We start from the raw sequence: 15,053 nt of genomic DNA, 5'->3' as shown, positions 1-15,053 counted from the left end.
GTTACCTTCCGAGGATGAGGCTCATGGCTTCGGCACGGGTGGCCGGGTCATGAAGCTGCCCGCGGACCGCACTGGTGACGGTCTTCGCTCCGGGCTTGCGGATACCGCGCATTGACATGCACATGTGTTCGCATTCAACAACGACGATTGCGCCACGGGGTTTGAGGTGGCGGACCATCGCTTCGACAATCTCAGTAGTGAGCCGTTCCTGTACCTGCGGGCGGCGGGCGTAGATATCCACAAGCCGGGCAAGTTTGCTCAGGCCCGTTACCTTGCCCTCATGCGAGGGGATGTACCCCACGTGGGCCACGCCATGGAAAGGCACCAGATGGTGCTCGCAGGTGGAGTAGAAGGGGATGTCCTTGACCAGGACAAGCTCCTCATGGTCAAGGTCGAAGGTGGTGGACAGGACATCCGCGGGGTCGTGGTGCAGCCCCGCAAACACCTCCGCGTAGGCTTTGGCCACCCGCTTTGGGGTATCGATAAGGCCGCCGCGGTCCGGGTCTTCTCCGATGGCCAGGAGAATCTCACGGACGGCCGCCTCGATCCGGGGCCGGTCCACCTTCGGGTGCTTGGAGTGGTGGGCGCCGTCCTCCGCCGGGTAGCCGGCGGAGGCGGGAACGTCGTCGTCGTCGAAGTGGGTCACGTCTAAAAGCTTAGCCGCGAAGGGCGTCCGGACCCGCGTCGGTGACTCCGCCCCGGAACGGTGCATCCTCCGGAACACCCTGCGCGTGCGGCGGCTGGGCGTCGAGCGGCTCATCCAGCCGGGCCTGCTTGGCTTCTTCCTGGGCCTCGCGCTCCGCCCTCTCCAGCCGGGACTCCACGGGGCCAGCGAGCTGCACCGGACGTGTCTCCTTGGAGAGCCACACTTCCCGGAAGTCACGCTTGCGGATGTCCCTGAAGATATCGGCGATCTCGGCCTGGTTCAGGGTTTCGCGTTCCAGCAGTTCCAGGGCCAGCCGGTCCAGTACGTCCCGGTTTTCGGTGAGGATGGCGTATGCCTCGTCATGGGCCTGGTCGATGAGGCGGCGCACTTCCTCGTCCACCACGTACGCGATCTGGTCCGAGTAATTGCGTTCGTGCCCGGCGTCGCGGCCCAGGAACGGCTCACCGCCGCCTTGGCCCAGGCGGACAGCACCGACGCGTTCGCTCATGCCGTACTCGGTGACCATTTTGCGGGCGGTGCCGGTGGCCTTTTCAATGTCGTTGGAAGCGCCGGTGGACGGATCGTGGAACACGATCTCCTCCGCAACCCGGCCGCCCATGGCATAGGCCATCTGGTCCAGCAGTTCGTTGCGGGTCACGGAGTACTTGTCATTGTCCGGCACCACCATGGTGTAGCCGAGGGCGCGGCCGCGCGGAAGGATGGTGATCTTCGTGACCGGCGCGGAGTTCCGCAGCGCAGCCGCCACCAGGGCGTGCCCGCCTTCGTGGTAGGCGGTGATCTTGCGCTCGTGCTCCTTCATGACCCGGCTGCGCTTCTGCGGCCCCGCCATAACGCGGTCAATGGCTTCGTCCAGGGCGCGGTCGTCAATGAGGTTCGCGTTGGAGCGGGCGGTAAGCAGCGCGGCCTCGTTCAGGACGTTCGCCAGGTCCGCACCGGTGTAGCCGGGGGTCTTCTTGGCCACGCCCTTGAGGTCCACGCCCGGTGCCATCGGCTTGCCCTTGGCATGGACCTGCAGGATCTGGTCACGTCCGATGAGGTCAGGCGCTTCCACGCCGATCTGACGGTCGAAGCGGCCTGGACGCAGCAGCGCCGGGTCCAGGACGTCCGGCCGGTTGGTGGCCGCAATCAGGATCACGTTCGTCTTGACGTCGAAGCCGTCCATCTCCACCAGCAACTGGTTGAGGGTCTGCTCGCGTTCGTCGTTGCCACCGCCGATGCCGGCACCGCGGTGGCGGCCGACGGCATCGATTTCATCCACGAAGATGATGGCCGGGGAGTTTGCCTTGGCCTGCTCGAAGAGGTCGCGGACGCGGGAGGCGCCGACGCCGACGAACATCTCGACGAAGTCGGAGCCGGAGATGGAGAAGAAGGGGACGCCGGCCTCGCCTGCGACGGCGCGGGCCAGCAGTGTCTTGCCCGTTCCGGGAGGGCCGTACAGCAACACACCCTTGGGGATCTTGGCGCCCACGGCCTGGAACTTGGCCGGCTCCTGCAGGAATTCCTTGATCTCCTGCAGCTCCTCGACAGCTTCGTCGGAGCCTGCGACGTCGGCAAATGTCACCTGCGGCATGTCCTTGCTGACCATCTTGGCCTTGGACTTGCCGAACTGCATGATCTTTGAACCGCCGCCCTGCATACGGGTCATAAGGAACCAGAACAGTGCACCGAGGAGGATGACGGGAATCAGAAGGGACAGCAGGCCCGAGAACCAGTTGCTTTCGATGGGCTGGTCCGTGTAGCCCTGGGCCGGCTTCGCGTCAGTGACAGCCTTCACGACGTCCTCGGCCCGGGCATCCACGAAGAAGAACTGGACGCTCTTGCCCTTGTCCTGCCCCTCAAGCTGCAGGTTGTCCTTCAGCGTCAGGTCAACGCGGTTTTCACCGTCGAAGATCTTCGCCTGTTCCACCTGCTTGCCGGAGAGCAATTCAAGGCCCTTGTCGGTGTCGATCCGTGCCGCACCACCGGGGGCAAGCGTCGCAAAGGCCACCAGGAGCAGACCGACCACAACGACGATCCAGATTCCCGGGCCTTTGAAAAAGTTCTTAGCTTTCATCTGATCGGGGGCCGGCCCCGTCCCTTCTGGTAGTGCTGCACGGCGACTGATCTGCGCGCGTGATGGTGCTGCGTCAGCTTCTAGCTATACACCGTCCGGAGTAGATCACGCATGATGGAGGGCAAAAGTTCCCTGTGGGCGTAGCGGTGCCAGGACGCCGGAAGACGGGGTTCAGCGCCAGGGTTTGCAGATGCGGTGCGTGCCGAGAGGCCTACTCGTAGACGTGCGGCGCCAGGGTGCCCACAAAGTCCAGGTTCCGGTATTTCTCGGCGTAGTCCAGGCCATAGCCCACCACGAACTCGTTGGGGATGTCGTAGCCCACGTACTTAACGTCGATTTCCACCTTGGCGGCGGTGGGCTTGCGGAAGGCGGTGCAGATTTCCACGGATGCCGTGCCGCGCGATTCCAGGTTGGTCTTGAGCCAGGACAGGGTAAGGCCGGAATCGATGATGTCCTCGACGATGAGCACGTCCTTGCCCATCAGATCCGTGTCGAGGTCCTTCAGGATGCGGACCACGCCGGACGACTGGGTGCCGGACCCGTAGGAGGACACCGCCATCCAGTCCATGGAGATGTGGCTGTGGAGTGCGCGGGCAAGATCAGCCATGACCATGACGGCGCCCTTGAGGACGCCCACAATGAGGATCTCGCGCCCCTCGTAGTCCTTGTCGATCTGTGCAGCGAGCTCCGTGATCCGTTGCTGGATCTGCTCCCTGGTGTAGAGAACGTGCTTGAGGTCTGCCTGGACGTCGTTTGAATCCACCAATGGCTCCTGTGTAGATGCGGGGTGCGACTATTTTGCGGGCGGCTTTTGAGGCCGGAACACTAGCTTCCCACAGCGCGGCCCTCCACGGGGAACGGGGTTTGCTTTATCAGCCCGGGCCTGGCCGCCTTCAGCTTCCGCCGCGTCTATCTGGGCAAGCGACAGCCGGTAAACGCCCACTCCGCCGGGGAGCTCAACCGGCCCCGCCGAGCCCTGCCGCCGCAGCAGTGCCTCCGCCGCCAGAAGGCGCCGGTAGCCGGGTTGCTGCCCGCCGACGTCGGCCGCTGCCTTGGCGATCACGCGGTACCGGATGGCAGGGGCCAGGGCCCGCAACGCCTCCTCCGGAAGACTCAGTTCCGGACCGTTCCGTTCCACCAGGGCACCGAACGTGCTTTCCGCCACGTCCTCAAGGTAGTCGGCGTCCAACTGCAGGATGGATGCTGTCCGGGCAAGGGATTCCGCGACGCCGGGGCCCAGCTTCTCTTCCAGGTGCGGGAGCACTTCAACGCGGGTGCGCGACCGGGCGAAGGCGGGGTCGGCGTTGGTGGGGTCGTGCCAGGGCTGCAGCTCCTCCACCTCGCAGATCTCTTCCGTGTCAGCCCGGCGGAGTCCCAGGAACGGCCGCAGCAGGAGGCCCCTTGCCGGCCGCATGCCTGCCAGGGAGCGCGTCCCGGAGCCGCGCGCAAGCCCCAGGAGTACCTGCTCGGCCTGGTCATCAAGGGTGTGCCCCAGCAGGATGGCCTGAGCGCCCTGGTTTTCCGCGGCTGCCTGGAGCGCCGCGTGCCGCACCTCCCGTGCTGCGGCTTCCGGGCCCATCCCGGCCGTTGCCACCGTGACCGCACGGACCTCCACGGGGGCCAGGCCGAGATCCCGCAGGGTGTCGGCCGTGGAGGCCGCGACATCGGCGGACCCTTCCTGGAGCTGGTGGTCAACCACCACGGCGCCCACCGTCACAGGATGGCCGTCCACGTGGCCGCGCCGGGCAAAGTAGGCAGCAACCACTGCCAGCGCAAGGGAATCCGGGCCTCCGCTGCACGCCACCAGGACGTGACCGGGATAACCAGCCTGGGCCAAGGCGTCCGCGAGGGCGTTGCGCGCCTTGCCGACGACAGGCGCCAGCCGTCCGGGCCGTCGTCGTCCGCTGGACACGCCGCCCGCAGCGGCAGCCTCAACAGCCGCAGCTGCGTCAGGTGACTGGCTGCGCGGCAATCAGAGTCCCATCCGCTCAAGCCACAGCCTGGCGTCGTGGATCTCGGGCTCGGTGGGCAGGTGGTCCGCGGACTCCCAGACCTTGTTAAAGCCTTCCATTCCGGCCACGTCCACCACGGCGCGCACGAACCGGGCGCCGTCCGAGTACTGGCGCATCTTGGCGTCCAGGCCCAGGAGGTTGCGGATGAACTTCTCGATCACGCCGCGGTCCCTGCCGCGGTCGTTGAAGCGCTGCCGGATGGTCTTCACGGACGGAATGATGCTGGCGTCCACGGCATCCATCACCACGTTCGCGTGCCCTTCCAGGAGGCTCATCACGGCGGTGAGGTGCGAGATCGCTGCCTTCTCTTCCGGGTCCTGGAGGAGGTCCAGGATGGCGCCGCGGCCGGGTGTGTTTCCCGTAGCCGTACGGTCCTTCAATGAGCGGGCAGCAGCGGTGGCCCGGTCCATCAGGGAATCGACATTTCCCAGCAGGTGCACGCTGAGTTCATCGATCTGTTCCAGCATGTGGTGCCGCAGCCAAGGCGCCGCGGCGAACTGTACGCGGTGGGTCTGCTCGTGCAGGCACACCCAGAGCCGGAAATCTTCAGGCGTGACGTTGAGTTCGCGCTCCACTGCCACAATGTTCGGGGCAACGAGCAGGAGGCGGCCGGCGGGCGGCGCACTGGAACCTTCCGCCAGGGCGGCGAAGGGATCGTACTGGCCCAGGACCTTGCTGGCCAGGAACGCCAGGACCGCTCCGAGCTGGCTTCCGGTGATGGCCCCGCTGACGCTCGCGGCGCTTGGACTCAGGGTGCCGCGCCTGCTTTCCAGCATCTTTTCCATGGCCGGCTTGAGCATCACGGCGAAGCTCTGCGTGTTCGCCTTGGCCCAGGACGCACGGTCCACCACCAGCACGGAAGAGTCCCTGAGGTTACGTGCCGCTTCCAGCCCGGTGATCTCATGGACGTGTTCCACCGACACGTCCGCCAGGCGCCGGAGGCTGTCCACCGCCTCGCTGATTTCTGCCTTGCTCAGCACAGGCCCGGCAGGAGCCAGGCGCGCGGCCGTGGAGGCGGCAAGGTCCCAGTTGATCAGGGATTGTGCCGTGGCGGACAACGTCTGGTCTGACGACTCGCGTGCAGTGGACTCCATGGTTCCCATCAGACCACAGCAGGCTGGGGATAGTCCTTAAGTTCGCTCACCGGCGAACCTTCGATCCCCTGGTACCACCGTGCACAGCACCTTTCCCCAGGGGGACGTGGGCAATGTTCCTAGCGGCAGCCGCAGCCGGCGAGCGCGGTGGCGGCGCGGTCCAGCGCCTCCTTGTTGCCGGCGGCCCCGGGAGTCAGCCCGTTGCCGATGAAGGAAAAGACCAGGAGCCGGCCGTCAGCGTCCACGACATAGCCGCTCAGCGCGAGCACAGTGTTCAGCGTTCCCGTCTTGGCCCGGACCAGTCCCGCGCCCCGTGCAGTGGCGTCACTGCTGTATCGGGCATCCAACGTGCCTGTCAGGCCGGCCACCGGGAAGCCGTCCAGCGCGGCCCGGAGCCTGGTGTCCGTCCCGGAGGTGATGGCGCGCACCACCTCGGAAAACTGCCGGGCCGGGACCTGGTTGCCCATGGCCAGGCCGCACACGTCCACCAGCTTCAGGCCGCCCAAGGCGAGGCCTGCATCTGCGAGCTGCGACTGGACCGCCGCCGTGGCGCCGTCGTTACTGCCCGGCAATCCGTGCGCCAACGCTGCGAGCCGCCCCAATGCTTCCGCCAGGTAGTTGTCCGAGTCCCGCAGCATCAGGTTCACCTGCCCGGCGACGGTGGCGGACTGCACTTCGGCCAGGACCCGTGGCCCATTGGAGCCCTCCCCGGGGCCGGCTGTTGCCGCAGTGCCTGCTGCCGCCGCCCCGGGAGCACGTTCGACGGCGGCTGCCACGGTGAATCCTGCAGCCGCACCGGCTGTCCGCAGACGGGCTGCGAACTCCTCCGCTGCGGTCATTGCCGCATCCTGCGGGCGCGGGCCGGTGGTGACGGCAGGATCGTAGCGGGCGGAGTTCAGCGCCAGGGAATACAAGGGCGCCACTTCCCCTGCGGCCACATCCCCGGATTCCCAGGCCGGGTTCAGCGCAGGGCCGGAAAACAGGGAATCATCCACCAGGACTCTAATTTCCCCTGCCGCGCCGCCCTGCTGCAGTGCCGTCACCGTCTGGGCCGCCAAGGTGGCCAATCCAGCGTGGCCCATGACCTGGTCCCCGCTGGATTCCCCGGACCCAAGCAGGACATCGCCACCTCCCGCCAGCACGACCTGCCCGGGCGCGGGCCCGGCCACAGCCCTTGTGGAGAAACGGTGCTCAGGGCCGAGGGACCGCAGAGCGGCAACAGCGGTGAGCAGCTTCAGGTTTGAAGCGGGCACCCGGCTGTCCGAACCGCCGCGGTCAAACAGGACCTCGCCGGTGAGAGCATCCTGCACCAGGCCGGTGAACGTTCCACCGCCGTCAGCCTGCAACAGCGGCTCCAGCTGGGCAGTGACGCTGGAGGCAAGCGGAACAGCGGCCGAGTCATTCAGCGGGGCAAGCCCCTGAACGGGCGGGACGGTGGCGGGAGGCTGATGCCATGCCGGCGCGGGCGGAACGGGGGCAGGGGGTTCCGGACCCACGAAACCCGGGGCCACCAGGAGGGCCGCCGGGACGCCAAGTGCAACCAGGAGCACCGACAGAAACACCAGCGGCCAGGACCCCCGCACGCCGCTGACCAGGCTGCGCGCGGCCTGCCGGGCACGGCCGGGCCCCTGATCCGTGCCGATTGTTTTGGTCATGCCGGTGCCGGTCCTCACGTCCTGAAATATCCCCACAAGTTCCTGATTCCAGGGCCGCTCGCTATATCCTCAATAATAGTCGGCGGCACTGACAGTCCTTTTTATTGCCCGTCAAAAGTGCCGCGAACCCCCTGCAATTGCCGAGGAGCATTCCATGAAGCATGACGTCACCATCGAGATTCCCAAGGGATCCCGCGTCAAGTACGAAGTTGACCACGAGACCGGCCGCGTCCGCCTGGACCGCGTCCTCTTCACCTCCATGCAGTACCCCACGCACTACGGATACTTCGAGAACACCCTCGGCGAGGACGGCGACCCGTTGGACGCACTGGTGCTCCTCCAGGACTTCGACCTGCACCCCGGTGTGATCGTTGAATCCCGCCCCATCGGCGTTTTCAACATGACTGACGACGGCGGCGGAGATGCCAAGATCCTCTGCGTCCCCGTAGACGCCCGCTTCGACCACATCCAGGAAGTCAGCGACGTCAACGACTTCCTGATCAAGGAAATCGAGCACTTCTTCACCCGCTACAAGGACCTGGAGCCGGGCAAGTGGGTTAAGGCTGAGGGCTGGGGCGACCGCGCCGCCGCCGAAGCTGAGCTGGAAGCCTCCATCAAGCGATACGTGCCCACCGGCCACTGATCCCCACCGCCTCCCGACGCGGGGTCACTTCGTTCCCCCATCCGAAGCACGGGGATGGGCCGGAAGTGACCCCGCACTGGGTTTAAAGTTGAGTCAGTGAGCTCCACACCAACTTTCAACCCGCCTTGCGGTCCCGTCGTCGGCTGGCAAGACGGCGACGTCCTCCGGGCCACCGGCATCCCATACGCCACGGCCGCGCGTTTCCAGCCTCCCGTTCCGGCACCTGACTGGGACGAAGCCTACGCCGCCACCTCCCCCGCCCCTGCCTGTCCGCAGGGTCCGGTGCCGTTCCTCGACGACGTCCTGGGCACCCGCTACGGCGAACTTCCGGGGAGCGAGGACTGCCAGAACCTCTCCATCACCATGCCCGCAGACCTTGCACCTGGCGAGAGGCTGCCCGTCATGGTCTGGATCCATGGCGGTTCCTACACAACCGGTTCCGGCGACCTCGCCATCTTCGACCCCGCGGTACTGGTGGCCGAAAACCGGGTGGTGGTGGTCTCGGTGACCTACCGCCTGGGACTGTTCGGCTTCCTCGGGACCCGGTCGGGCCGGCCGGGAAACCTGGGGCTGCTGGACCAGCTGGAAGCGTTCCGCTGGGTGCAGCGGAATATTGCAGCGTTCGGCGGCGATCCGGGCTGTGTGACGGCCTTCGGCCAGTCGGCCGGTGGTGACGCGATCGCCCACCTCATGGCCACTCCCGAGGCGCCGACGCTGTTCCAGCGGGCCATCATCCAGAGCGCGCCGTTGGGCATCTCGCGCGGCCGGGACAAAATGAACCACGCAATGGGCATCGCCGCCGAAGCCGTCACCGAGGAAACGCCGGCAATGGAAGTGGTGGAGCGTGAGGACCATGTGACGCAGGTGGCCCGGAAATTCGGCATGCTTGCCGCCATGCCGTTCGGCACCCAGTACGGGCACGCGCCGCTGCCGGAGGAAGCCGGCATAGAGGACGCCTGGAACCGTTCCGCTCCCGGCATCGAGGTGCTGATTGGTCATACCTCCGAGGAGGCGCGGCTGTTCCTGCCACGCAGCCGGTACCTCAGCCGGCTGGCCAAAATTCCTGTCGCCGGTACCGCAGCCGTCCGCGCCATCGACTGGGTGGTCACCGAAACGGTCTACGGCCGGGCAGCCCGCAAGTTCGCGCGACGCCATGCCCTCGCCGGCGGTAAAGCTCACCGCTACATCCTGCACTGGCATGCGCCGGGAAACATCTTCGGCGCAGCCCACACCATTGACCTCCCACTGCTGCTCGGCAACCGCACAACGTGGGACGGCGTCGGGCTGATCGCCGGCGCACCCTGGGAGGACGTGAACTTCGTGGGACGCGAGCTGCGCAGCCTGTGGGCTGCGTTTGCCCGGGGTGACGGACTGGACGACAAGGGCGGGATTCCCGGGGCGCTGACCTATCACTCAGCCTGACCAGGAGTTGTACGCGGACCACCGGGACAGGGAATCCTGCACGTCTGGACAGAAACTTCAGCCGGTATCAGGCAGTGGCTGCGGTGTTTCGGATGGCGTCCACCAGGATGTCCTGGCGCTGGAAGTAGGCGTTGTGGCCGGCGTCTTCAACAACCAGGAGATGAGCGCCGGGCACCGTGGCGGCAACGTGCTCGGCCCCGCGGCGGATGCGTGGCCTTTCCTCGTCCCCAATCATCACCACCAGCGGGCTGGTTACTGATTCGAGCCCCTGCTGGAACCAGTCGACGTCGCGCGGGTCGGCGCTGAGGAACTCCCCTTGGCTTTGTTCGAGGCTGCGTGGATGGCGGGCTGCCTCAATAGCGGTTGCGGTGGAGCGGACACGGATATAGCGGGCGTAATCATGCGGGTTCTCCGCGATCCACCGCTGGGTGAAGGAGTTGCCCACGCCCAGCCAGATCCGCTCGTCGGCATCGAGCGAGCTGAACACCTCAAACTTTTCCGGCCGGCCGGGCTGGCCCGGAGGCGGGACTACCAAGGGCCAGCCCATCCCGCACACCACGACGGCGGCGGCACCGCCCGGGTTCCGGACGGCCCAGCGCAGCGCTGTCATGCCGCCCATGGACTGCCCCACAATCAGCGGATTTTCCAGGCCGAGGGAGCTGATGAAGCGGTCCAGTTCTGCGGCCCGGTCAACAAAAGGTCCTTGCCGTGGGGAGTTGGCGGACCAGCCGTGATCGTAGGTGTCATAAGCCAGCACCCGGAAGTCCTGCTCAAGTTCAGCGATGATCGGTTCCCAGCAGGCCGCCGCCGAGGCGTGACCGTGGAGCAGCACCACCGGTTGGCCGCTGCCTGAGTCCGTGTAGTGGATGTCGTTGCCGAGCAAATCCAGCCAGGGCATGCTTATGGTCCTTTCGGGCACGCGGCTGCCGGGCGGCACGCCACGTATCAGCGTTGCAGAACCTGGGCCGGTTCGTCACCTGGTGCCCACCACGGCACTGCAACAGCCGGAGGTAGAGTCTGGTCACGTGAAGACGCTCGGAGTGGACCTCGCGGCAGCAGCGAAGAAAACGGCGGTGGCTGTCATCGAATGGAGCACCGGTTCCGCCCGGCTGGTGCACCTTGGGCTGGGCGCGGGCGATGAGGAGATCGTTAACCTGTTCGCTGCCACGGACATGACCGGCATCGACTGCCCGGTGGGCTGGCCGGACGCCCTCGTTCCGTTCCTTACCGGGCACGCGGCCTTCGACGGCGGGCCCGTCCTGGCACACGACGGCATCGAGGGACGGCGGCGGCTGGCATACCGGGACACAGACCGTTTTGTCACGAGCCGGACGGGCCTGATTCCGCTCAGCGTCTCGGCTGACCGCCTTGCCCATCCCGCCATGCGCTGCGCCGTCATCCAGGCCAGGATCGCAGTGCTCCACGGCCCGCAGCTTCGGGACGGTTCCGGACGTCTCGCCGAGGTTTACCCTGCTGCGTCACTGAAGCTCTGGGGCTTGAGCGCCCGCGGCTACAAAGGGCGGGGCAGCCCTGAGACGGAACGGCTTGCCGTGCTCCTTGGGACCCTGCGGGAGCAGGCCCCCTGGCTGGACCTCGCCGGCCAGGAGCAGCGTCTGGCAGCCTCGGACGACCTGTTCGACGCCGTCGTTGCTTCCCTGACAGCCCGCGCCGTCGCCGTCGGCCTGACCGTGCACCCGGATGACGTCCACGCCGCAGCCGCCCTCAGCGAGGGGTGGATCCATCTGCCCGTCGGCGGCCTCGACCGGCTCCCCCGCTAAGGAACGTCAGCCCAGCTTCCAGTTCCGGATCTCTTCCGGATCCTCGCCATGCACGCGTGTGTGTTCCCGCGCCTGCATCCGCCGGTCCTGGAGGTGCTGGCGGAGGGAGGAATGCCTCTCGGCCAGTCCGGGAACTCGGTCAATCGCATCAATGGCCAGCTGGAAACGGTCGATCCCGTTCAGCATCGCCATATCGAACGGGGTGGTGGTGGTCCCCTCTTCCTTGTACCCGCGCACGTGCAGCCCGTCCTGGTTGGTCCGGCGGTAGGCGAGCCGGTGGATCAGCGCGGGATAGCCGTGGTAGGCGAAGATGATCGGCTTGTCCGTGGTAAAGATCCCGTCGAAGTCCCGCGCAGGGAGCCCGTGCGGGTGCTCGCTCACGTCCTGCAGACGCATCAGGTCCACGACATTCACCACCCGGACCTTCAGCCCCGGCACACCCTCCTTCAGGACTTCTGCCGCGGCCACCGTCTCCACCGTGGGAACATCGCCTGCGCAGGCCATCACGACGTCGGGCTCCTCGCCTGGCACCTCAGACCCGGCGAAGTCCCAGATGCCCAGGCCCCGGCGGCAATGGTTGGCGGCATCGGCGGGACCGAGCCACGTTGGCGAAGGCTGCTTTCCGCTGACCACGATGTTCACGTAGTCCGTGGAGGCCAGGCAATGGGCCATGACGCACAGCAGCGTGTTGGCGTCGGCCGGAAGATACACCCGGATGACCTCCGCCTTCTTGTTCACGGCGTGGTCGATGAAACCCGGATCCTGGTGCGAGAAGCCGTTGTGGTCCTGCTGCCAGACATGCGAGGACAGCAGGTAGTTCAGTGAGGCCACCGGCTGGCGCCAGGGCAGCTGCCGGTGCACCTTCAGCCACTTTGCGTGCTGGTTGAACATGGAATCGACGATGTGGATGAAGGCCTCGTAGCAGCTGAAGACGCCGTGCCGCCCCGTCAGGAGGTAGCCCTCCAGCCAGCCCTGGCACAGGTGCTCACTGAGCACCTCCATGACCCGGCCGGACCGCGCGAGGTGCTCGTCGACGTCGTCAATCCGGTACTGCCACACCTTGTCCGTGACCTCGTAGACATTCTGCAGCCGGTTGGAGGCCGTCTCGTCCGGGCCGAAGAGCCGGAACGTTTCCATGTTCAGCGAGATGACGTCCCGCATCCAGGAGCCCAGCGTGATCATGGGGCTGACCCGTTCGGTGCCCGGCCGGGCAACCTCGACGGCGTGGTCCCGGTAGGCGGGCAGCTTCAGCGCCTTGCGGAGCAGTCCGCCGTTGGCGTGCGGCGTGGCACTCATCCGGAAGTCCCCTGTGGGGGCGGCGTCGGCAACGTCGGGCCGGAGCCGGCCGTCGCCGTCGAACAATTCCTCCGGCCGGTACGACTGCAGCCACTCTTCCAGCTGCTTCAGGTGCTCCCCGTTGGTGCGGACCTCCGAGAGCGGCACCTGGTGGCTCCGCCACGTCCCTTCAACCTGCAGCCCGTCCACCACGCGCGGCCCCGTCCAGCCCTTCGGCGAGCGCAGGACAATCATGGGCCAGCGCGGGGCGCCATCCAGTTCGTCCGTTCCTGCCTGCGGTGCCCGGCGTGAATCCTGGATTGCCCGGATGTCCGCGAGGCAGCGGTCCAGGACGCCGGCGAAATCCCGGTGTGCCTGTTCGGTGTTGTCCGGGTCCTTGACGGTGACGAAGTACGGCTCATGCCCGAAGCCGCGGAGAAGCTGTTCCAGCTGTTCCTCCGGCATCCTCGCCAGGACCGTGGGGTTGGCGATCTTGTAGCCGTTCAGGTGCAGGATGGGCAGCACGGCGCCATCCGTGGCGGGGTCCAGGAAGTTGTGCGAGTGCCAGCTTGCGGCCAGCGGGCCGGTTTCGGCCTCGCCGTCGCCAATCACGACGGCGGTCACCAGTTGGGGGTTATCCAGTACAGAGCCGTAGGCGTGGGCGAGGGAATATCCGAGTTCGCCACCCTCGCTGATGGAGCCGGGGCTTTCAGGGGCGGCGTGGCTGGGAATCCCACCCGGGTAGGAGAACTGGCGGAACAATTCGGCCATGCCTTCGGCGTTGTTGCTGACGTGGCCATAGATTTCCGAGTACGTGCCTTCCAGCCAGGCATTGGCGACGACGGCGGGACCACCATGCCCGGGACCCGCCACAAAGAGCATCTCGGCGGAGTCGCGGCGGATGGCGCGGTTCAGGTGCGCGTAGACGAAGTTCAGCCCGGGAGTGGTGCCCCAGTGGCCCAGGAGCCGGGATTTCGTGTGCTCGGCCTTCAGCGGCTCGCGGAGCAGCGGGTTGGAGCGGAGGTAGATCTGGCCAACAGAGAGGTAGTTGGCGGCGCGCCACCAGCGGTCCACACGTTCAAGCTCGTCCTGCCCCATGCTGCCGGTCATAACCATCCTCACGTCGCGTTCGCCGCGCCACATTCGTTACCGTCAGGGCCGGCCGTTCCCCCATCGCATCAGATGGGCCGGCAGGAGGCAACCCCGCTTGCCTGGACGCTGCTACCAGCGGGTAGTCTTTGGATTCAGATGTTCACGCTGACAATCAACCAAACGGATAGCCGGCGCGATGGCGACCGGGTGCCGCAGTTACTCAAGGACCTGCGGCATATTCCTGCGCGCCTGGACTTTGACCGCTCCGTGGAAGACGAGGTCCAGGGCATTGTGGAGTGCCCGCACCAGGCGGTGGAAGCGGCGCTCATCGCGCTGCGGTGCGGGTCCTGGTACGTGGGTATAGGTGTCGGGCCCGTCAACGAGCCGCTGCCCAACCAGATCAAGGACGCCTCAGGGCACGGGCTGGTCTATGCGCGTCGCGCCGTGGACCGGCTGCGGAACAGCAAGGAACGGATTCCGGTGGCGGTGGAGGGGCCCCTGGCGGATGTTGCCCATGACGCCGAAGCCGTGCTGCGGCTGCTGGGACACATTGTCCGGGACCGGTCCGGTGCTGAATGGCGGGTACTGGACCTGATGACGCCAGGTGTCCGCGGGCAGCAGAAGGCGGTGGCCCAGGAATTGGGAATCACCACCCAGGCCGTGAGCAAGGCGGTGGCGCGGGCACAGTGGAATGAGGAACACGCGGCCCGGCCTGCGGCGGCGAGGCTGCTGTCCCTGATCCTTGAGGTGCGTTAAGCGGCTGCCCGCCTTACCGCTGGGTCGCCGCCATCACCGGTTCACCGTTGAAGAATTCGAGCTGCCAGCCGTCAATCGCATGGTGGTGGGCCAGGTTCAGCACGGCGTTGTCGATGCTGGTCAACTTACTCCCGACGGCGCGGCTGAGGCTGACCCGGAGGAGCGTACCGTGGGCGACGACGAGGAGACGGCTGCCGCGGAACTCCTCGGCAAGTGCCTCCAGCGCTGCAAGTCCCCGGTCAGCTGCCTCGTCCTCGCTTTCGGCGCCCCGGAAGCCACCGGGGATGCGCAGGGCTTCCAGCTCGGGACCGGCCTGCATGCCTTCCGCGGGCCCAAAGCTGCGCTCCTTCAGTTCCGGAACGCGACGGACATCGGTGAGCCCCAGGCCGGCGGCGATCAGGTCCGCCGTTTCGGCTGCCCTGCTTAAGGGCGAGGACACGATCGCGTCCCATTCGTAGGCTGACAAGACGGAGACGGCATCGCGGGCCTGGGCACGGCCGACGTCGTTCAGGGGAATGTCAGTGGATCCCTGCAGCCGGCGCTGCGCATTCCAGTCGGTCTGGCCATGGCGGATGAGGGCGAACGTCGTGAGGGTCATACTTCCAT

General features: G+C 66.6%; 13 protein-coding genes. 4 read left to right on the top strand and 9 right to left on the bottom strand.

All coding sequences use genetic code 11. The features are described from left to right. Nucleotide 1: 1 nt before the first annotated feature. From folE to dacB, 6 genes are all read right to left on the bottom strand, one after another. Complete coding sequence (folE, locus tag CXX84_RS12355; protein WP_102977006.1) at nt 2-646, bottom strand: GTP cyclohydrolase I FolE; 645 nt, start codon at nt 644-646, stop codon at nt 2-4. Between the two features lie 10 nt (nt 647-656). Next, nucleotides 657-2,720, bottom strand: coding sequence for an ATP-dependent zinc metalloprotease FtsH (ftsH, locus tag CXX84_RS12350; RefSeq protein WP_102977005.1), 2,064 nt, complete (start codon nt 2,718-2,720; stop codon nt 657-659). A gap of 211 nt (nt 2,721-2,931) precedes the next feature. Beyond that, on the bottom strand, nt 2,932-3,483 hold the full coding sequence (gene hpt / locus CXX84_RS12345; protein WP_102977004.1) for a hypoxanthine phosphoribosyltransferase: 552 nt from the start codon (nt 3,481-3,483) through the stop codon (nt 2,932-2,934). A gap of 30 nt (nt 3,484-3,513) precedes the next feature. Then, nucleotides 3,514-4,602, bottom strand: a complete 1,089-nt coding sequence (gene tilS, locus CXX84_RS12340) for a tRNA lysidine(34) synthetase TilS (RefSeq protein WP_102977135.1) — start codon at nt 4,600-4,602, stop codon at nt 3,514-3,516. Between the two features lie 90 nt (nt 4,603-4,692). Next, nucleotides 4,693-5,826 carry a zinc-dependent metalloprotease gene (locus tag CXX84_RS12335; protein ID WP_102977134.1) on the bottom strand — a complete coding sequence of 378 codons (1,134 nt, stop codon included), beginning with the start codon at nt 5,824-5,826 and terminating at the stop codon, nt 4,693-4,695. A gap of 119 nt (nt 5,827-5,945) precedes the next feature. After that, complete coding sequence (dacB, locus tag CXX84_RS12330) at nt 5,946-7,481, bottom strand: D-alanyl-D-alanine carboxypeptidase/D-alanyl-D-alanine-endopeptidase (RefSeq protein WP_102977133.1); 1,536 nt, start codon at nt 7,479-7,481, stop codon at nt 5,946-5,948. Nucleotides 7,482-7,635: 154 nt separating this feature from the next. On the opposite strand from dacB, the gene CXX84_RS12325 reads away from it, so the two are divergent. Further along, nucleotides 7,636-8,124 (top strand): inorganic diphosphatase, encoded by a 489-nt coding sequence (locus CXX84_RS12325; RefSeq protein ID WP_079596875.1) that lies wholly within the window; start codon nt 7,636-7,638, stop codon nt 8,122-8,124. A gap of 96 nt (nt 8,125-8,220) precedes the next feature. Beyond that, nucleotides 8,221-9,546 (top strand): carboxylesterase family protein, encoded by a 1,326-nt coding sequence (locus tag CXX84_RS12320; protein WP_102977003.1) that lies wholly within the window; start codon nt 8,221-8,223, stop codon nt 9,544-9,546. A gap of 67 nt (nt 9,547-9,613) precedes the next feature. On the opposite strand, the gene CXX84_RS12315 is transcribed toward CXX84_RS12320, so the two are convergent. Further along, nucleotides 9,614-10,444 carry an alpha/beta fold hydrolase gene (locus tag CXX84_RS12315; RefSeq protein ID WP_102977002.1) on the bottom strand — a complete coding sequence of 277 codons (831 nt, stop codon included), beginning with the start codon at nt 10,442-10,444 and terminating at the stop codon, nt 9,614-9,616. A 127-nt stretch (nt 10,445-10,571) separates the two neighbouring features. Between CXX84_RS12315 and CXX84_RS12310 the strand changes: the two genes are divergently transcribed. Next, on the top strand, nt 10,572-11,324 hold the full coding sequence (locus CXX84_RS12310) for a DUF429 domain-containing protein (protein WP_102977001.1): 753 nt from the start codon (nt 10,572-10,574) through the stop codon (nt 11,322-11,324). A 6-nt stretch (nt 11,325-11,330) separates the two neighbouring features. On the opposite strand, the gene CXX84_RS12305 is transcribed toward CXX84_RS12310, so the two are convergent. Further along, the gene (locus CXX84_RS12305; RefSeq protein ID WP_102977000.1) at nt 11,331-13,709 is read right to left on the bottom strand and encodes a phosphoketolase; all 2,379 of its coding nucleotides are present in this window, start codon (nt 13,707-13,709) and stop codon (nt 11,331-11,333) included. Nucleotides 13,710-13,847: 138 nt separating this feature from the next. Between CXX84_RS12305 and CXX84_RS12300 the strand changes: the two genes are divergently transcribed. Next, nucleotides 13,848-14,447 carry a hypothetical protein gene (locus tag CXX84_RS12300; protein WP_102976999.1) on the top strand — a complete coding sequence of 200 codons (600 nt, stop codon included), beginning with the start codon at nt 13,848-13,850 and terminating at the stop codon, nt 14,445-14,447. Nucleotides 14,448-14,460: 13 nt separating this feature from the next. On the opposite strand, the gene CXX84_RS12295 is transcribed toward CXX84_RS12300, so the two are convergent. Continuing rightward, entirely contained in the window at nt 14,461-15,045 is a 585-nt protein-coding gene (locus CXX84_RS12295) for a histidine phosphatase family protein (RefSeq protein ID WP_102976998.1), read from the bottom strand. Nucleotides 15,046-15,053 lie beyond the last annotated feature (8 nt).

Source organism: Arthrobacter sp. AFG7.2 (assembly GCF_002892835.1).
Taxonomy (GTDB): domain Bacteria; phylum Actinomycetota; class Actinomycetes; order Actinomycetales; family Micrococcaceae; genus Arthrobacter.
This window is presented reverse-complemented; position numbering and strand designations above follow the sequence as displayed.